The 17869-nt window shown below is 46.4% G+C and carries 17 protein-coding genes and 1 riboswitch; of the genes, 4 read left to right on the top strand and 13 right to left on the bottom strand.

Annotated elements, in window-relative coordinates:
* Nucleotides 1-231 precede the first annotated feature (231 nt).
* Together AC1MEO_RS02745 and AC1MEO_RS02740 are read left to right on the top strand one after the other, a co-directional pair.
* A complete protein-coding gene (locus AC1MEO_RS02745) occupies nucleotides 232-522 on the top strand; it encodes a type IV toxin-antitoxin system AbiEi family antitoxin domain-containing protein (RefSeq protein WP_480334157.1) in 291 nt (96 codons plus the stop codon).
* Nucleotides 523-569: 47 nt separating this feature from the next.
* Nucleotides 570-824: a type IV toxin-antitoxin system AbiEi family antitoxin domain-containing protein gene (locus AC1MEO_RS02740; RefSeq protein WP_480334155.1), complete on the top strand. Its 255-nt coding sequence runs from the start codon at nucleotides 570-572 to the stop codon at nucleotides 822-824.
* A 341-nt stretch (nucleotides 825-1165) separates the two neighbouring features.
* On the opposite strand, the gene AC1MEO_RS02735 is transcribed toward AC1MEO_RS02740, so the two are convergent.
* The 7 genes from AC1MEO_RS02735 to AC1MEO_RS02705 all read right to left on the bottom strand — a co-directional run bounded on the left by AC1MEO_RS02735 (nucleotide 1166) and on the right by AC1MEO_RS02705 (nucleotide 7805).
* The gene (locus AC1MEO_RS02735) at nucleotides 1166-1420 is read right to left on the bottom strand and encodes a hypothetical protein (protein ID WP_142828585.1); all 255 of its coding nucleotides are present in this window, start codon (nucleotides 1418-1420) and stop codon (nucleotides 1166-1168) included.
* Between the two features lie 23 nt (nucleotides 1421-1443).
* Entirely contained in the window at nucleotides 1444-2340 is an 897-nt protein-coding gene (locus tag AC1MEO_RS02730; protein WP_480334153.1) for an acyl-ACP desaturase, read from the bottom strand.
* Nucleotides 2341-3125: 785 nt separating this feature from the next.
* Nucleotides 3126-3602, bottom strand: coding sequence for a hypothetical protein (locus tag AC1MEO_RS02725; RefSeq protein WP_480334151.1), 477 nt, complete (start codon nucleotides 3600-3602; stop codon nucleotides 3126-3128).
* Between the two features lie 213 nt (nucleotides 3603-3815).
* Complete coding sequence (locus AC1MEO_RS02720; protein WP_480334149.1) at nucleotides 3816-4298, bottom strand: DUF7000 family protein; 483 nt, start codon at nucleotides 4296-4298, stop codon at nucleotides 3816-3818.
* Nucleotides 4299-4385: 87 nt separating this feature from the next.
* Nucleotides 4386-4571: a hypothetical protein gene (locus AC1MEO_RS02715; RefSeq protein ID WP_480334148.1), complete on the bottom strand. Its 186-nt coding sequence runs from the start codon at nucleotides 4569-4571 to the stop codon at nucleotides 4386-4388.
* A 130-nt stretch (nucleotides 4572-4701) separates the two neighbouring features.
* Nucleotides 4702-6186 (bottom strand): DASS family sodium-coupled anion symporter, encoded by a 1485-nt coding sequence (locus tag AC1MEO_RS02710; RefSeq protein WP_480334147.1) that lies wholly within the window; start codon nucleotides 6184-6186, stop codon nucleotides 4702-4704.
* A 206-nt stretch (nucleotides 6187-6392) separates the two neighbouring features.
* Nucleotides 6393-7805 (bottom strand): FAD-binding oxidoreductase, encoded by a 1413-nt coding sequence (locus AC1MEO_RS02705; RefSeq protein WP_480334146.1) that lies wholly within the window; start codon nucleotides 7803-7805, stop codon nucleotides 6393-6395.
* Between the two features lie 195 nt (nucleotides 7806-8000).
* Here AC1MEO_RS02705 and AC1MEO_RS02700 point away from each other — a divergent pair, with 195 nt between their 5' ends.
* Nucleotides 8001-8702 carry a FadR/GntR family transcriptional regulator gene (locus AC1MEO_RS02700; RefSeq protein WP_480334145.1) on the top strand — a complete coding sequence of 234 codons (702 nt, stop codon included), beginning with the start codon at nucleotides 8001-8003 and terminating at the stop codon, nucleotides 8700-8702.
* A gap of 94 nt (nucleotides 8703-8796) precedes the next feature.
* Here AC1MEO_RS02700 and AC1MEO_RS02695 read toward each other — a convergent pair whose 3' ends face one another.
* The 5 genes from AC1MEO_RS02695 to AC1MEO_RS02675 form a co-directional block, all read right to left on the bottom strand.
* Nucleotides 8797-10086: a M48 family metallopeptidase gene (locus AC1MEO_RS02695; protein ID WP_480334143.1), complete on the bottom strand. Its 1290-nt coding sequence runs from the start codon at nucleotides 10084-10086 to the stop codon at nucleotides 8797-8799.
* Between the two features lie 197 nt (nucleotides 10087-10283).
* Complete coding sequence (locus AC1MEO_RS02690) at nucleotides 10284-12866, bottom strand: ABC transporter permease (RefSeq protein ID WP_480334142.1); 2583 nt, start codon at nucleotides 12864-12866, stop codon at nucleotides 10284-10286.
* The gene (locus AC1MEO_RS02685; protein WP_480334140.1) at nucleotides 12863-13546 is read right to left on the bottom strand and encodes an ABC transporter ATP-binding protein; all 684 of its coding nucleotides are present in this window, start codon (nucleotides 13544-13546) and stop codon (nucleotides 12863-12865) included. Before AC1MEO_RS02685 ends, AC1MEO_RS02690 begins: the two co-directional genes overlap by 4 nt.
* Before the next feature lie 121 nt (nucleotides 13547-13667).
* Nucleotides 13668-14672: a sensor histidine kinase gene (locus AC1MEO_RS02680; protein ID WP_480334139.1), complete on the bottom strand. Its 1005-nt coding sequence runs from the start codon at nucleotides 14670-14672 to the stop codon at nucleotides 13668-13670.
* A 2-nt stretch (nucleotides 14673-14674) separates the two neighbouring features.
* Entirely contained in the window at nucleotides 14675-15358 is a 684-nt protein-coding gene (locus AC1MEO_RS02675; RefSeq protein WP_480334138.1) for a response regulator transcription factor, read from the bottom strand.
* A 220-nt stretch (nucleotides 15359-15578) separates the two neighbouring features.
* Nucleotides 15579-15678: riboswitch (purine riboswitch) on the top strand.
* An 87-nt stretch (nucleotides 15679-15765) separates the two neighbouring features.
* Here AC1MEO_RS02675 and AC1MEO_RS02670 point away from each other — a divergent pair.
* Nucleotides 15766-16968, top strand: coding sequence for an MFS transporter (locus AC1MEO_RS02670; RefSeq protein ID WP_480334137.1), 1203 nt, complete (start codon nucleotides 15766-15768; stop codon nucleotides 16966-16968).
* A 63-nt stretch (nucleotides 16969-17031) separates the two neighbouring features.
* Here AC1MEO_RS02670 and AC1MEO_RS02665 read toward each other — a convergent pair whose 3' ends face one another.
* Entirely contained in the window at nucleotides 17032-17748 is a 717-nt protein-coding gene (locus AC1MEO_RS02665; RefSeq protein WP_480334135.1) for a vWA domain-containing protein, read from the bottom strand.
* Nucleotides 17749-17869: the final 121 nt, after the last annotated feature.

The following is a 17869-nucleotide window of genomic DNA, read 5'->3' as shown; positions in this document are numbered from 1 at the left end:
TAATATTATTTTTCTTTTATTCCTAATCCTACCAACAAATAGAGTGATAGACAAGATGCCGTGTACAAGGGCTTCGGTTATTCTTCTCAGTGAACGAGCCAGTTTGATGGGATTGGGCAATCCATCGATTGTGGGTAGAAATTGCCAGGTCATATTACTGGATGATATCTGGTCAGCTTTTTCCACCGGAGTGCAGCTCAAGCACTTGTTTATTGAATTCCTCTGTAAGTCATGTCCTATACGACTCAACTCCTTGACTTGATTACCAAACAGAATGGACTCGTCCTGACTCGCGATGCTGAAGCAGCTGGTATTCCACGATATTATTTAACGTTATTGGCTCGTCAAGGGCTGATTGAACGTGTCAGTCACGGCATATATGTATCTCCGGAGACATTTGAAAATAATCTTTATATGCTCCAGGCGCGGAGGCCTCAATTGATCTTTTCTCATGAAACAGCTTTGTACCTGCATGATCTGACGGACCGGGACCTATCACACCTTCCGTTACGGTACCGGTAGGCTATCACAATCGACTTCTCACAGATAGTGGTTTGCAGGTTTATTCGGTGAAAAAAGAATGGCATGAGCTTGGCCTAACTGAAACCTCTACAGTATACGGCCGGCCGATTCGTCTCTATAACGCAGAACGCACGTTGTGTGACATATTCAGACAGCGAAGCAAGGTGGATGCAGATTTACTGAACGACAGCATGAAGCGCTACTTAACGCGGGAAGAAAAGAATGTTCCTCAGCTGCTGCGCTATGCTGAACAGTTTCGGGTATCTACCCCAATTCGAAAATATGTGGAGATTCTGCTATAAAACATAGCACTGAAAGCACAAAAGGGCACTCTACGGAATACTGCGTAGAGTGCCTTACTTTTTGTACTTTAGTCTAACAATGGAGGTGCAGTTCAAAGAAGATGGCTTTCCTTTTTCCGACTCCTGTATCCTAGGTTCCTCATATAATGAAGCAATTATTTATTCTTGCCGTGTCAATATCATTGGAACCTAGTTGGATTTTCTTTTCACCAATCCAAATTTCATCTATTTTACTAAAGTGATGCCTCTTTAATACATGACGTACTTGTAATTCTGTTTTAAGAAATTCAATTTATTGCTTATATGCTTTCAACTTAGGCCCAATAAATATAGTTGAGTAATTAATTTTCGATTTCAAGAATAGCTTCGATTTCTTCTTGGATCTCTTTATTCACCAAAAGAGAACGTTTTTTTCTCAATTCAAGATCCATTTCTTTGTCAATGAACTTATTCGTATGTTTGTCAAAACAATTAAAACAAATAGAGTAAAAGTCTTTTTTCTCATTCTCTAAAAAATTAAACTCCCATGTTTCAATTTCCAAATAACTTACTTTATCTTTCGTTTCTTTTCCACATAATTCGCAAGTTGTTTTCATTATAAAAGAACCCTTTCATACATCTACCTTTTATTTTTTTCTAGCTGGCGATCTTTAATTCTTTTTAGTCGCCCGTGATATTTCATTATATTTGCTTGTGATTGTTTGGCCTCTTCGCTAGTAGGTTGCAAGTTGGCAATATCCCAGTATTTAATAACTACATCTAATACTTGGTCAAAGTATTGCAGGGGTCCATAATTCGTATCTATTGCAATGGTTTTCATTCTCTCGTTAAAGTCCGGCATAACGGCACCTGGCATAGAGAAATTAATAATTACTTTCTCAAAAAAAACAATGAAATTCGGATCAAGTTCAAGATGGGCTTTCACCGTGTCACGATAGAATGCATAATGAAGTGCTTCGTCTTTCGCTACACGTCGAAGTAATGTTGCTAAATCTTTGTCGTAAAGACCCGCTACCTTAGCTACATTATTATAAAAAACCAGTGTAGCTAACTCTTGCAAAGTAGTATAAGCCATGGTTGCTAGAGGATTAGTGAAATCTGGAAACCAGCCACTTTCAACTACTCTTTTTCTTAATTGATGCAATCTTACGGGATCTACGTTTCGTGTCACCAATAAATACGTTTCCAGTAAGTTAGAGTGCTGGTCTTCTTCAGCCGTCCAAGTGCGTACGAAATCATTTATTACTTCCATTGAATTTTTAAATGTATAATCCAAATGCGAAGTATACCAAGGTAAATTTACTTCTGTAAGTAATGCTGTTTCTACCGCAATAATTACACCTTCCGGAAGAGTTACTTGACTCTTATCCCAAGGAACTCGTTTAAAGGACATGGCCTTGTCCCATGGTATAAATTCGTGATAGCTCCAGTCAATATTTGCAGAGCGTTCCTTGTGTAATTGATATAATTCTTTAAGTCGCGGTTCTAAGCGTATATCCAAATCTGAATTTAACATTATCTTTTCTCCTTTAGGTGTTTTTCTAACTTTAAACCATTTGAGTTTTTTTAACAATTATAATGTTAGAACGTTGGCGTAACCGTCAAGTAGGATAGATCAATTTTTCACAAATTTGGTTTTTTAACTTTTATTATTAAATATAGCCATTCCTCTATTTTATTAACTTATTAATTTATAGCGTATGACTTCTAAATGGAATAGATCGCTACCTGCATCACAAAAATCCGTAAATTGATTACGGACAAAGATTTTTACCACCTCTGCCATCTTATTTACCACAAAGTGACATACTTTTTACCAACTTTTTTCATTCTGCTAACTATTAAAGCCCTACAGACTAGTGGATATAAATCTGGAAAGCTTCTGTCCCATTTTTAGGTAATCATATCTTATAAACAAATGAGGCGCGCCATTGGTTCAGAATGATTCGGCCGATACTGCCTTTTTACACCGTTTTCCTTAGAAACTGTCTTTGCTGAAATCTATTTGATTTCCACCAGCGCTGCATCATGCTGCTTGCATTGCAGTTCCCCACAACTTCTTATTCAATCCCGTATTCCACTAAGAACGCTATGAAAATATAGGACTAAAAACACAAAAGGCACTCTACGGAATTACAGCGTAGAGAGCCTTATTCTTTTGTACTTTTGTCTAAATACATAGGCAGCATACAGAACCGTAAATATAAGAGTAAATGGCTCCAGATTTTCTTCTCGTTTGATGTTGAGTAGTGAAGAGCCAGCATCGCAAGAATAATATTCCTTAATGCCTTTCACTGTCTATTAAAGCGGAATTGAATAATGCCTTTGGACATTTGGCCATAAAGTGGTGATTAATATAAGCAGACCCAAAGCCATATAGAACAAGTGGAAGCCGACAACCAATTGCAGGAAGTAAACTTGAACAGTGATCCAAATGATTAAAGCAAACCCAATGTAGAGGGAAAAAACCCATGACCAGTGTTTGTCTTTAAAAATATTTAGCGAATCTCCAAGCTTGGATGGCCTTTTACTGAATAAATAATAAGCGATTAATAACGGAAAAACACCAAGCACCGTGAAAAGAAGGATTCCAGGAATTAGAAAACTACTGAACGGGCTATTCTCCAAATAAGAAATGGGAAGCTCCAAATAACTATTGTTACCTTTTGATGGCACGATAAGACCCAACCCTCCAAAAATAGCTCCAACCGATAAAAATACATGAAGAAAAATTAAAATTTTAACGGAAGCAGGTCGCTTTTCATTAGTTTCTTTCATTACTCACACCCCTTTCTAATTACTGTATTTCTTCATATTTAAACTACGTTATAATTATACTGAATATTATAAATATTTGATGAAATTATGTAAATACATCATTGTTGATCGTACCTTCTATTGCGTTTGCTATAAAAGCAGAAAACTGCAACACAAATGGCCCTCTACGGTATTGCACCGTAGAGGGCCTTACTTTTTTACTTTAGTTTACAATCACAAGCGACTGGATACAGCAGTCACGAACCTTTTGACTCCCTCATCAACAAGTCCTACAAGCGAATCCGGATCTTCAAAATCCGGCGCAGATGTCAATGTGCATTCTATGATGGCATCTTGGTTCGCATCGTCATGAAACACCTCTATGTCATCTGAAATGTTACCTTTTATTAGCGATTCATATTCTTTTGCTATCGCTCTGTTCCGAGCGGAAAGCCAGACTTCAAAAGCTCCCTTTTCGTGCAAGTAGACGATGGCAATTTTCAGCCCTTTATTTTTTAGCGGTTGGGTCGTTAATGAAAAATACGTCATGTCCAGATAGCCTTGATAGATACCGCTTATATTGTCGTGCGGGTATTTTTTGATCAACTCTGCCCTCAATTTGCCGATAAACTGCAGTATTCCTTTGTACGCAGCCTGCAGTTCTCTGCGCTGCAACTGGCTGGTGTATTCGTGTACCAATTGATTCAGGTTCTTCAACACTCTCGCCTCCTCCCTGGCAATTCAATTCTGCTGTTTTCCATGGAGTGATAAAAGCCTATTCTTGTTAGTCTCTATACATACAAACTATTTCCGTTTCTTCATGCTGTCGATCGCTGCACCCAAAACCAACCCAACTCCAGTCCCTACCCCGGCCCAAATGACATTGCCAGTAAGGATCAGACCTAAAGCTGCACCAATTGCCGTGCCAAAGACTAAACCCAATCCGGTGAAAGGTATTTTTGAGTAGTCATAATTGCTTTTTTTCCCCATTAGACTAACCCCCTTTTTATCAAAATGTGGTTCCCGGCCATATTTCGAAAGTCAGTACAGATATAGATAAAAGAGGATATTCCCTCAGTCTTTTCTTCAATAGACTGGGAAAATATCCTCTTTCTTTTTCTTACAATAATCCGAGCCATTTCCAATAGGTCGCGCTGAAAAGCAAGATCAGCAGATAACCGATGACGGTCAACGCCACACCGGATTTCAAAAAGTCCTTCACGGTAAAAGCTCCTGTTCCGTAGGCCAGCATGTTTTGCGGCGCACTGATTGGAAGCAAGAATCCGAAGGAAATGACAAATTGTTGGATCAATACAAAGCCGATTTCATTGCCGTCGAGCGGCAAAGTCATGGCCAACGCGATGAAAATAGGAATCAACGCAGATGACAAGCTTGTCGCACTCGCAAAGCCAAGGTGAATGAGAATATTGAACAATGACAGCAAGGCGATCGTCGCAAGAAGCGGCATATTTTCCAATCCCATCGTCCCAAACACTTTATCGGATAACCATTGGGCCGCTTCCGTACTCAATAAAGTGGAACCGAGCGCAATTCCGACAGCGAATACGATGATGGTGCCCCACGGAATCATTTTTTCTACCGTCTTCCAATCAAAGACACCGATTTTTGGAGCCAGCAAAATAGCGATTGCCACAATGGTGACCGTTGTCGTGTCAAAGGGATGCAAGATTTCTTCTGTCGACCACAAAAGCAGCAAGGACAGAGATACGACTATCAACCGGATTTCAGCCGGTTTAAAATGCCCTAATTCCTTCAGGGATTTTTGAATCAATTCGGTGCCGCCTTCTACGACTTTCGTTTCCGGCTTAATCAGTTTAATCATTATAAAATACAGCACAATCGACATGACGATGGACCATGGCGCCGCATAAATGAACCAGGCGCTCCATGACACCGTCTCTCCGAATTCACTTTCCATGAAACCAAGCGCTACCAGGTTCTGTGCAGCCCCTGTTTTGATTCCGACGTTCCAGATGGATACCGATTGGACCGCAGTGATGACCAATAATGCGGCGAGGCGGCTATTGACAGGCAATCCGAATGCCGCAACCATGCCAAGCAGAATCGGTACGACTGCGCCGGCACGTGCTGTGGCGCTCGGCACGAAAAATGCCAGTACAATCGAAACAAGAATGGCACCAAAGACGATGGCTCCCGTTTTTGTACCGACTTTCGATAAAATCCACAACGCCATACGCTTATGCAAATTCGTGGCTTGCATGGCCGCAGCCAAGAACAAGGCGGCCGCGACAAGCGCCACGGCCGAATTACTGAAACCCGACAATGCCAGACTGAGTGCCTCTCTCGTTCCGAGCAGTTCCCCTGGAATTTCAGGGTTTGGGGAAAGGCCCAATAATAGAGCCATAAGCCCGATGATCATGGCGGCACTAACTGGATATGGAACCGCTTCTGTCATCCATAAAACGACCGAAAAGGCTAAAATGGCTAGCGTTCTTTGCCCGACGACTGATAAATCTCTCGGCGTAGGCAATAATACAATGATAATTAATACGGCAAAAGCGAAAAAAATGTAAAGCGGCTTTAAATTGCGTTTCGGTTTTTCTTCTATTGTTTTTTCTGCCATAATGCCCACACTTTCCTGGTGTATATTCTCAACCCCAGCATACCTTACCGAAATCAGAGTAAAACGGTGGAAACTCCCAAGGGAGCAGAGCAACAACATACAAGAAATCCACTCGGGCCAAAAGCGAGTGAGTCTGGCGCGAGCCATGACCCGCATCCTGCGGGCCCGAAAGCGGAGCTGATTTGTAAAGTATCAGCAGGCGAAGATCATCCGTTCAACTTAGTCTGTTCCTGCTTCTCTACATTGATGTTTTTGCCGGGATTCAATAAATTATCAGGATCCAGCGCCGCTTTGATTTTTTCCATCACGTCGAGTGCTGCTCCGTGTTCCTGTTGCTGGTATTTTTGCTTGCCGATGCCGACACCGTGTTCGCCGGTGCATGTGCCGTCCCGTTCGAGTGCGTACATCACAATGCGTTCATTGAATTCCTGCGCCCGTGAAACTTCTTCCGGATTGTTCATGTCCATCATGATGAGTGCATGGAAGTTGCCGTCTCCGACGTGTCCCACAATGCCCCCCGGCAAGTCGAGTGCCAAGAGGTTTTCCCGCGCATGGCCGACAGCTCCTGCGAGTTCAGAAATCGGCAGGCACACATCCGTGACCATCATTTTTTTGCCCGGATAGCCGTGGATATAGGCATAGGCCAGGGTATGGCGAGCTTCCCACAGCTTATTGCGCGCCGCAGTATCCGTTTCAAACGCCACTTCTTCGCAGGCATGCCCTTGGACGATTTCCTGCATGAATGCAACGTCCTGCTGCAAACCAGCTTCATTGCCATGAAACTCCAAAAACAGCGTCGGCTTTTCTGCATATGCGGTATCGTTGTATTTATTGACTTGCTTCATCGATTGCTCGTCCACAAGTTCCACGCGGGCAATCGGGATGCCGGCCTGCAAAATGGAGACGACCGCTTCTACAGCATCTTTGACCGTCGCGAACGACGCGCGGGCCGCTGTGATGAATTCTGGGATGCCATAGACACGCAGCGTCATTTCGGTAAAGCAGCCGAGCGTTCCTTCTGAACCGACGAACAAGCCGTTCAAATGCAGGCCAGATGAAGATTTGGCTGCCTTGTTTCCGGTATGGATCACGGTGCCATCAGCCGTCACCACTTCCAGATCACGCACTTGGTCGCGCATAACGCCGTATTTGACGGATGTGGTGCCGCTGGCGTTGGTTGCGGCCATTCCGCCAAGTGTCGCATCCGCTCCAGGATCGACGGTGAAGAACAAGCCGTACTTCTTCAATTCCTTGTTCAGCTGGGTGCGCGTCACACCCGGCTGCACCGTCACCAGAAAATCTTCTTCATACACCTTCAACACTTTGTTCATCAATGAAAAATCGATGGTGATGCCGCCCCTTTGCGGAATGACATGGCCCTCTAGACTGGAGCCGAGACCGAACGGAATGACGGGAACCTGGTGTTGCGCAGAGATTTTCATGATGGCCGACACCTGCTCGGTCGTTTCCGGGAAAACCACGATATCCGGCAATTCCATGTGATGATACGATTCGTCTTGGCCATGCAATTCCTTGATTGTTTCGTTGACGCTGATTTGCTCTTCTTTCAACTGCTCATGTAAGCTTTGGAGAATGGTTTCTAGATTTTTGTTTGCCATGATTTGATCCGCTCCTCTTCTGTTTTCATTATCTTAAATAAAATATACTCATCTTTTCGAAAATTGGTCCAACCAATTACCCTAATTATACCTAATACTCTGAAAAGTACAACGTCTATTTTCAGACATTCTCTCTTCTTTTCGGTATGATAAAGGAAAGCTTCAAAAACCAAGCAAGCAGGGAGAGAAAGATGTATGTTGGTGAATCCGAAAAAGCGGACTTATGAATTGATTGTGGAACAGATTAACATGCTCTGCCTGGAAAAGAATCTGCAGCCGGGTGACCGGCTCCCTTCTGAACGCGATCTGGCCAGTTTGTTCGGCGTCAGCCGGAATTCGGTCAGAGAAGCGCTGAAAGGCTTGGAAAGCAAAGGCTTTCTAGAAATACGGCAAGGCGGCGGAAGCTACCTGGCTGCCTCCAAACGGGATGCGCTCGGCAATGAGCTCCGCACCCACATTGACGAAACACACACCCAATTGATCGACGACATGCTCGAACTGCGCAGAGCGTTCGAAGTGGAAGCCGCTTCCCTTGCCGCACAGCGGGCGACGGCTGAAAACCTGGAAGCCATCAAACACGTGCTGTCGCAAATGGCCGAAGCGGTGGACGATCCGGAAATGGGCGTCCAGGCAGATTTGGATTTTCACCTGCAGGTGGCCTATGCGACAAAAAATCAGCTGTTGATCGATTTGATGGAAACACTCGCCAAACGGATGGAAGAGAATATCCGTGCCACCCGCAGCCAGCGGTTTACCGATAAGGGCCGCCACCAAGATACCCTCAAAGAACACGAGGAAATCTACCAGTCAATCGCCAGCGGCAACAGCGAATTGGCCAAGCAGCTGATGTACAAGCACATCTCGCGGATTCGCTTGGAGCTGCACCGAGCTCATTAAGGGTATAACGGGATGCTCCCCTGGATTTTTCTGAAATAAAAAGAGCGTCGACCTCGTGAGAGATTGACGCTCTTTTCCTATTTAGAACCCGCTGTTACATGCCATTTTCCAACAGATCGACAAACTCCGCTTCGCTCTCAGCGCCCATATGATCCATGGCACTCAAGCCATCCGGCCCCGGCAAAGCAGGATCTGCTCCATTTTCCACCAGCAGCAAAGCCAGTTCATAATCTCCATACATAACGGCTGACCCTAGAACGGTCGAATAATCATCCGTCGTGTTGGGATCTGCTCCAGCATCCAGCAAAGCTGAAATGACGGCTGGATCTTCTGAATAAATGGCGTACATCAGGGCATCCGCCCCTTCAGAATCCTTGGCATGGATGTCTTCGCCGTTCGCGATAAACTCTTTGACTGCTGGCAAATCCCCCATGGAAGCAGCTGTCATCAGCGCCGTTTCATTTTCCACTCCGAAACCTTCTTCATAAAAGCTTTCGTCCAGATCCGTTGTGAATTGGGATAAGGCGAAGGCGCCCCCGGCAAAAAGTGCGACCGACAGGAAGTAAGCTCCTCCAAGCACACCCACCATCAACGCAGCGCCCAATACAATCTTGCCGTGGTTCGGCTCGTAGAACTTTGTCTCGCTGTTGTCAAATTGCCCAATGGCCTGTATGCGTTTCGGCAAGCGAGGATGCGTGGACAGCACTTCGCTCAACCAGACAATCGCATTGGATTCCGTCGCAATCTGTTCGCAGTAGGCATCTTCGTTCACTTCCATATAGGTCTTCTTGCCGATTCCCAGAAGCGTCAGTGCACGTTTCGCCGCTGCTGCGTTCTGGATGGTGAAAGCCGCGTGCCGGTCGCAGGTATATTCGCATGACCGGCTGTACGCTTGGCTGAGGAACGGAATAAACCCAGCTGGCAGGATCAACAGGTTTTTCCACACGTGGCGGCGCTTTACATGGGCCAGTTCGTGGGCAATGATAAAGTCCAGTTCTTCCTGGCCCTGCTCACGCGCCAGTTCAAACACCTCGGAATACAAAACGACCATGTCGCGGCCGAAGAATCGGGTAGCAAAAGCGTTCAATGCCCCTTCGGATTGGATGACAAAGACATCCGGCACTTTCTTCAGGTCCATTTGCTTCGCTAAGGTCTGTACGCGTTCATAGACATCCGGAAACTGCCGCTCATGGATGCGGACCCCGTTGCCGCGGATTGAACCGAGCATGAGGGCATTAGCAAACAGCATAATGACGAAAATCGTTAGGGCGATCCCAATACCAATGATGGATACCGCTGCCGCTGCGTAGATAAGAATGCTGAAAAATAAACTGATGACAAAATATACGTTTTCTCTGTTTGATTGAATCCTCGTTTTATCCATCTCTTACTTCCTCTCAATTTGGAATATCTTACATATAATAGCACATGACACCTATTTATGGATGGTGAATTTTCATTAATTATCAGATTTATTTTTCCGGCTAAATCCTGATCGAATTGTAGGGCTTAAACAGACAACCACCCCCTTCGCGACAGAAGGGGGTGGTTGATATTTTTTATAGAATCAGCTCGGAAAAACTATGCGTTCTCCTGTTTTAAGCTTTCGATAATAGTGTCGTTTTTGATTTTGGCGGTTGCATAAAGCATCGCTGCTCCGACAATCAGGAAAATCATCACCACAACAAAGAGGATGCTCATCCAAGGAAGCGTGAAGCCATACTGGAATGTATAGCCGAGTGAGCGGTGCATGGCCAACATGACGGCAATGCTCAGCGGCAGTCCAATCGCCAATGCTTTTACGCCATAAAAAAGGCTCTCGTAACGGATCATCTTCATGAATCCTTTCGGCGTCATTCCGACCGACCTCAACATCGCAAACTCCCGTTTCCGGAGCGAAATGCTCGTAGAGATGGTATTAAAGATATTGGCGGTGGAAATGAGCGAAATCAGGGTGATGAAGCCGTAGGTGAACACGGACATCAGCAAAATCATCTGCTCTTCCTGCTGACGCTGCTGGTAGACGTTATGGACTTGGATCGTCATATCGTTCTGCTCTTCGATCGCGTCTTGCGTTGCAATTGGATCGGTGCTCATCGCATAAATCGAATGACTGAATTCATCGCCGGTGAGTTCCAGCTGATTGAAGATAGATTCAGGAATGATGATATTCAATCCGCCAAGAACGGACGTTGCAACGCCCATCGGCACTTCTTCGGTCAATGCTGCGATTTCAACTGTGCTTAACCATTCTTTTTCAGCCGGCTCGCCTGTTTCGCTGTAACGCTGGGTGTACAACTCAATTTCATCCCCAATATCACTCAGGATGGTTTGGGTTTCAATGAATTGGCCGGAGGCGGCATCTTCATAAGACACTTGATCGATGACAATCGCTTTCGGATTGCCTAAGCCGAAATCTTCCACATTTAGGCCGAGCTTTTTTGCGTATGCTTCAAAACTGGCATCGTCCAGGCCATGGATATCGATATAATACCGGTACTTTCCTTCTTCCAGTCCTACTTCACCGGTTTCCAGCTGGGCAGCCAATCGTTCCGGCAGCCGCTCCGGTTCGATCAATGCTTCCGCCACGGCGCCTTTGATCATTGTCGCCTCGGTGACATGCTGCAATTGGCCGTATTTCGGGAGGCCGCTTTCTTCCACGCCGCTGCCGCTGATCTGCAGGTCGTATTGGGAATCGCTGCGCACCATTTCCATGGATCTTTTCAACCCGTCGGTAAAATACGTCACCGACAGGAACAGGACGATGCTGATGACCAGTGAAAACACGAGGGCCAAATAGCGTTTGCGGTTTCGCTTGGCATTCTTCAAGCCGATTTCCGCTTCCAGGCCAAAAATTTTCCGCACCCATTTGGTGGTTTTAAGGTTTTTTCCGGTCAATTTGATGTCTTCTGTTTGGCGGATGGCATCGATGGCAGAAATTTTCGATGCTTTTTGTGCAGGGACATAGCTTGATATGAAAATGGTTAGAATCGAAATGCCGCAAGAGAGCATCAGTGAAGACGGCGTAACGACCAGCTCAAGTTTTCCGGAGATATTGAGAGCTTCTTCAATGAACGTATTGATGAAGGCAAAAGTCAGGCTGATTCCGCCGAATCCTGCCAACAGGCCGATGGGAATGCTGATGGCCCCGATCACCGCCCCTTCGAAAAAGACCGAATTACGCTTTTGCTTTTTCGTTGCGCCGACACTCGACAGCATGCCCAGATGCCTTGCGCGCTCAGAGACACTGATGGCAAAGGCGTTATAGATCAGCGCCACCGAACCGATGAGGATGACCCCCATAATAATCGCGGCCAGCGAAAACAGCGTGAGCCGCAAACGGTCATTGGCTGTCACGCCATAATAGCGCAGCAGATCCGAATTGAATTGGACCTCTTCAATGCCGTTTTTTTCGGCCAATTTTTCGGCATGGCCCAATAGGTTGGATTCGAGCTTGGAGACGACAACAAAAGCGTCGTATGTTTCGCTTTCATCCAGTTTGTTTTTGTCTATAAAACCGACCACTGTATAACCGGGCGACCAGGCCGGTTCCCACTCCGGGCGATCGAGTATTCCTGTAATCGTCACCGTTTTTGCTTTCAAGTTGTCGAGCTTTTCGAAGCTCTCCCCATCGGTGGTCTGCAGGGAATCAGTTTGTGTCAATACCTTCCCTTCGATTTCATGGATGCGTTGTCCTATTTCAACCGTCAGTTGGTCTCCGATTTGGAAAGGGGTTTCGATATTGTCCTGGATTGCTGCCGAGATGGCGACTTCTTCTTCAGAAGCCGGCAATCGCCCTTCCGAAACCGTCATGGGAAATTGGGCCAAGCCCTGTTCATCATAGTTTTGGAAATACAGGTAGGGCTTGTAAGCATTCGTTGAACTTTCCAGGGTGGCATAGCCGCCGCTTGAGAGGATCACCTTTTCGGTGTCACCATCCTGTTCGATGGCTTGGACTTGTTGTTTCTCCACACTTTCATATTTGACATGCCATTCACCATTTTTTGAAATCTCCTGGCGGACCATGAGATCCAGAAACGATACGCCAAGCGTGGTCACCGCTGCAATCATCGCAACGGAAATGATGACGCCGATGATGGTCACAAGTGAGCGGCGTTTGTTCTGCCGGATATGCCGGATAGTTACTTTGTTGATGATGTTCATGGCCGGATGACCTCATCTTTTGCAATTTTCCCGTCTACGATGGAAATGATGCGGTCAGCTTGCAACGCGATGCGCTCATCGTGGGTGATGACAATCAAGGTCTGTTTGTACATCTTGTTGAACAGCTTCAGCAATTCCATGATTTCTTCGCTGTTTTTGCTGTCAAGGTTGCCGGTCGGCTCGTCCGCCAGCATAATCGCTGGGTTGCTGATGAGCGCACGCCCAATCGAGACGCGCTGCTGTTGTCCTCCTGAGAGCTGGTTCGGCAAATGGGAAAGCCGTTTGCCCAGCCCCAACACATCAATGATTTTATTGAAATGAGCCGGATCCACCTGTTGCTCGTCCAACAGCATCGGCAAGGTGACATTTTCTTCAACCGTCAAAATCGGGATCAAGTTATAGAATTGGTAGATCAAGCCGATTTGCCGGCGCCGGAAAATGGCCAGCTGTGTTTCGTCCAAGTTGTAAATGTCCGTTTGGTCGATGCAGACGCTTCCGCTTGTTGGCAGATCGACACCGCCCAGCATATGAAGCAAGGTCGATTTGCCGGAACCGGATGGGCCGATGATGCAGACGAATTCACCTTTATTGACCGTAAACGATACATCGTCCAGTGCCATCACCGCCGTCTCGCCTTTGCCGTATACTTTTGATAAATTTTTCACTTCAACAATTGTCATGGGGAAAACCTCCGTAAGTTCTATGTCTAAGCTTAGTATAGATTGGCCACATGACTGCCCGGTGACTGGCAAGTGACAATCCAGTCACTTAAGAAAACAGGAGAAAAAAACAGGTGATGGGCTAAATCACCTGCTTGTAGAATTTAATGTGGAATGAAGTGCCCATGTCCGGCTCACTTTTCACTTCGATGTCGCCCTGCTGGCTGGAGATGATGCTGTACGCCATCGCCAGTCCGATGCCGACACTGTCATCTCCCGCATTCTTTCCTTTATAGAAGCGTTTGAAAATATGGGGCAAGTCCTGCTTCAGGATGCCGCTGCCATTGTCGGCTATCGTAATTTCGGTATAAAGTGCGTTTTCTGTGTAACCGACCGACAGCTTCCCTCCCGCTGCGGTGTGTTCGACACAGTTTTTCAAGATGTTGATCAGCGCTTCGGCGGTCCAGTTCAGATCCCCTGAAAAAGCGGCTTGAGGTTCTCCTTCTATCTCCAGCTGCAGCCCTTTGATATCCAGCGGTACCAATAACGGTTCAATCGCTTTATCAATGAGAAGCGGCACCGATATCCCTTCTTTTTTGAACGCGATCGTACCGGCATCGATTTTCGACAGCTTGAGCAGCGACGACACCAGCCAGTCCATCCGCTCCAGCTGAACACGAAGGTTGCGGGTGAATTCACTACGCCTCTCTTCATCAAGACGGCTGTCGCGCAATAAATCCGACATGACCATCATGGAGGTCAGCGGCGTTTTCAATTGATGGGAAATATCGGAAATGGCATCCGTCAATTTTTCTTTGTCTTCACGGAGAAGCGTGCCGTGTTCGGACAGCCTATTCGTCACTTTGTAGATTTGGCTCCTCAGCAGGCTCAATTCGCCTTCCACGTTGTCACGGACATCCAACTGAAAATCGCCATTGCTGATTTTTTGCAGGTACCCTGACAGCTTGTCGATTTCCCGGTAGCGCCACCCCGTAAAAACAACAGCCGTTAGGATCAATAAAAAAGATACGATGGCAATGCTCCAGGCTGCCGCTCCAGAAATGAAAATAGCGGCAAGAATAGCGGCGGCAATGCTGATGACAAGGAGTACCATCAGGAATAATTGGATTTCCCGGTTGCGCAGCATTTTCAATCACCCGCCTTATAGCCCATGCCCCGCACAGTCTTTATCAAGAGTGGCTGTTGGGGGTCGTCTTCAAGTTTTTCGCGCAGCCGCTTGATATAGACCGTCAATGTGTTGTCATTGACGAAATCCCCGCCGACATCCCAAATCCGGTCGAGCAGCTGTGCCCTTGTGAGAACCTGTCCGAGATGATTGGCGAAGATCAGCAACAGGCGATATTCCAAAGCCGTCAATACTATTTCGACGGATCCTTTATGGACTTTTCCATTTGCCGTGTCGACTTGGACGTCTCCGATTCGCATGGCCGTTTTCGGCTGGCTGTCCCGCTGGTAGCGGCGCAGCACCGAATTGATGCGTGACTGAAGTTCACGGACCCGGAACGGCTTGGTGATGTAATCATCCGCTCCCATATCCAATCCCATCACAACATTCACTTCATCATCGAACGCTGTCAAAAAAATGACCGGTATGTCGCCCTGTTCTTTCACGAGCGCGCATAAATCATAGCCGCTGCCATCCGGCAACGACAAATCAAGCAAACACAATCCAATGTCCTCATGCTGTTCTCTGATGACTTTCTCGGCGTCAGCTGCTGTGTGGCACAGGATGGTTCCGTAGCCTTCCTGCTGCAGGGAATACGTCAATCCGGATGCGATGGTGCGATCGTCTTCGACCACTAAAATGTTCATATGGTTTCCCCTATCATCTAATTTCCATTATTTTCTAGTTGCCTGTGTGTAAAGAATCCTTCCGAATCTACGATACAGGCTTTTGCATTCGATGACCAGAGACTGGCTGAAATTTGCAGCAAGGCTGATCTGGTTTATGGGTGAGTTTTTTTGCTTGCGGGTTGATATTTCATCAGGATAGCTTGCAGAAACGGATTGTCTGTAGTAAAATTTCTAAAGTAAATATCCATCTATAAGCATCTGTATAACCTTAAGAATATGGCTTAAGGGTCTCTACCAGGAACCGCAAAATCCTGATTACAGAAAACGATCCGTTCGTTTTTTGTAATCAGGATTTTTTTGTGTTTTCTGACAGGGATCTTTAGAGCCATTTTTTTATTCTATTTCGAAAGGAAGTGTATAAACACATGAATTTTAAAGTTTATATTTTAGCATTGGCCACAGTCGCAGTCGGGCTCGTGGAACTTATTGTGGGAGGCATCTTGCCGACGATCGCCGAGGAGTTCGGCGTCTCGTTAAGTTCAGCCGGACAGCTGATCACCTTATTCGCATTGATCTACGCCATCGCCGGACCCGTTTTGCTGGTAGCGACCAGCCGATTTGAACGGAAAAAAGTTTATTTGGTTTCTTTGTTCATCTTTTTCCTCGGCAATATCCTGACGTTTTTCAGTCCTGACTTTACATGGATGATGATTGCGCGCGTCATCACGGCAGCGAGCACGGCGCTTATCGTTGTCTTGTCTTTGACCATCGCCGCGAAAATCGTCGAACCCCCGTACCGCGCGAAAGCGATCGGCCTGATTTTTATGGGAATCAGTTCGTCACTCGTCCTCGGCGTTCCGCTCGGCATCCTCATCTCGGATGCCTTTGGATGGCGCATCATCTTCCTTGGGATCGCTGTATTGTCCGTCGGTTCGATGGCACTCATCGCCCGTTACATCCAGCCACTCCCTGGAGGTGCAGCAATTCCGCTCAAGCAACAGTTAAAAGCGGTGGCGAGTGCCAAAATCGGCACGGCGCACCTTGCGACGATGTTCATGCTTGCCGGGCATTATACGGTTTACGCCTACTTCACGCCATTTCTTGAAACCAACTTGCAGCTGAGCTCGTTCTGGGTCAGCGTCTGTTACCTGGTCTTCGGAATCGCAGCAGTCAGCGGCGGCGCAATTGGCGGCACGATGTCCGATTCGATCGGCTCGAAAAGGAGCATCCTCATCGTCATTTCCGCGTTTGCAGCTGTCTTATTCCTGCTTCCACTGACGACGTTTTCGCTGGTCATTTTCCTGCCGGTGATGGTCATCTGGGCGGCACTGAGCTGGAGCCTCGCTCCGCCTCAGCAAAGCTATTTGATTGAAACTGATCCGGCCACTTCAGATATCCAGCAAAGCTTCAATAACTCCGCGTTGCAGATCGGCATCGCTTTAGGCTCTGCCATCGGCGGCATCACCTTGACCCAAACCGGATCGGTCTCCAGCACCGCGTGGGTTGGCGCTGTCATCGTGCTGATTGCTCTTGCCTGCGCCGTCTTTTCATTGACCCGCCCGGCAATTGACCGGAATGCCGAAGGGGCTGATAACCCAAAACTCAATGCCAGCTATGAACAACATTAACCGAGCCAACCAAAATCCCCGATGAAATCAATCGATTTCATCGGGGATTTTATGCTGCTGTCCTTATTTATTTCTGTTCGGAAAAATAAAGTCCAACGGTGATCTTCGTTTTTTGTGCAAAATCCCTTTGTCCTTTGCCTCTTTCAACCACTCGGGAAATTCATTCAGCATTTGATTGTATAGCTCTTCATCCGTAATTTGAGCGACATCGGGAACATGGAAAAAATTCGCGTTGTCCACGAAGCGGCCTTCCATCGTATCCAGCTTTTTCAGTACGTCGAAATTCGAATCGCCGATGCCGATAAATTGCCAAAAAATCGGCTGGGTAGACGATTCCACGATGAATTTCTTGATGCCCGGCTTGCAGCCGCCATCGTTGATGAACACCAGAAAGACCGGCACGTCACTGGGCTCTTCTTTGGTGTATTTCCGGATAACGTCTTCCATCACTTTCGGTTCATCATTCCGCCCGAATTTATGGACATGGTCATTGGACAGGATGTTCTTTTCCACATACCCCATAAAAATCTCTTCGGTCGCTGCAGGCAATCGGGAAAACTCATTGTCGTAGACCCACACATCCAAAGCGCCATCATCGTCAAACTGGCTCGCTACCGCCAGCACACGCTCCACAACTTCCTGCACCACTCCGTCACGATACAGCTTGCGCATCGATCCTGTAATATCCAGTACGATCCCGACTTTGGCTACAACCCCAGTCAAGTTCTTCTTCTCTAATACGATACTTGCGGTTTTCTTCTTCAGGGAAATCGTACTCATTCAAGACACTCCTCTATTCATTCTGTTTTTAGTATAACGGACATTTGCGTACATAAAAAGAAAATATTGGAAATTATTAAGTGCAGTTATGTAAACTTTTTTAAACAATGCAATGAAGGAT

The organism is Planococcus sp. BI3 (assembly GCF_056680115.1).
This window is presented reverse-complemented; position numbering and strand designations above follow the sequence as displayed.

Coding starts and splice junctions, on each gene's coding strand:
- AC1MEO_RS02745 (WP_480334157.1), top strand. CDS start 232: ATGTCCTATACGACTCAACTCCTTGACTTGATTACCAAACAGAATGGA.
- AC1MEO_RS02735 (WP_142828585.1), bottom strand. CDS start 1,420: ATGAAAACAACTTGCGAATTATGTGGAAAAGAAACGAAAGATAAAGTA.
- AC1MEO_RS02730 (WP_480334153.1), bottom strand. CDS start 2,340: ATGTTAAATTCAGATTTGGATATACGCTTAGAACCGCGACTTAAAGAA.
- AC1MEO_RS02725 (WP_480334151.1), bottom strand. CDS start 3,602: ATGAAAGAAACTAATGAAAAGCGACCTGCTTCCGTTAAAATTTTAATT.
- AC1MEO_RS02715 (WP_480334148.1), bottom strand. CDS start 4,571: ATGGGGAAAAAAAGCAATTATGACTACTCAAAAATACCTTTCACCGGA.
- AC1MEO_RS02710 (WP_480334147.1), bottom strand. CDS start 6,186: ATGGCAGAAAAAACAATAGAAGAAAAACCGAAACGCAATTTAAAGCCG.
- AC1MEO_RS02705 (WP_480334146.1), bottom strand. CDS start 7,805: ATGGCAAACAAAAATCTAGAAACCATTCTCCAAAGCTTACATGAGCAG.
- AC1MEO_RS02700 (WP_480334145.1), top strand. CDS start 8,001: ATGTTGGTGAATCCGAAAAAGCGGACTTATGAATTGATTGTGGAACAG.
- AC1MEO_RS02695 (WP_480334143.1), bottom strand. CDS start 10,086: ATGGATAAAACGAGGATTCAATCAAACAGAGAAAACGTATATTTTGTC.
- AC1MEO_RS02690 (WP_480334142.1), bottom strand. CDS start 12,866: ATGAACATCATCAACAAAGTAACTATCCGGCATATCCGGCAGAACAAA.
- AC1MEO_RS02685 (WP_480334140.1), bottom strand. CDS start 13,546: ATGACAATTGTTGAAGTGAAAAATTTATCAAAAGTATACGGCAAAGGC.
- AC1MEO_RS02680 (WP_480334139.1), bottom strand. CDS start 14,672: ATGCTGCGCAACCGGGAAATCCAATTATTCCTGATGGTACTCCTTGTC.
- AC1MEO_RS02675 (WP_480334138.1), bottom strand. CDS start 15,358: ATGAACATTTTAGTGGTCGAAGACGATCGCACCATCGCATCCGGATTG.
- AC1MEO_RS02670 (WP_480334137.1), top strand. CDS start 15,766: ATGAATTTTAAAGTTTATATTTTAGCATTGGCCACAGTCGCAGTCGGG.
- AC1MEO_RS02665 (WP_480334135.1), bottom strand. CDS start 17,748: ATGAGTACGATTTCCCTGAAGAAGAAAACCGCAAGTATCGTATTAGAG.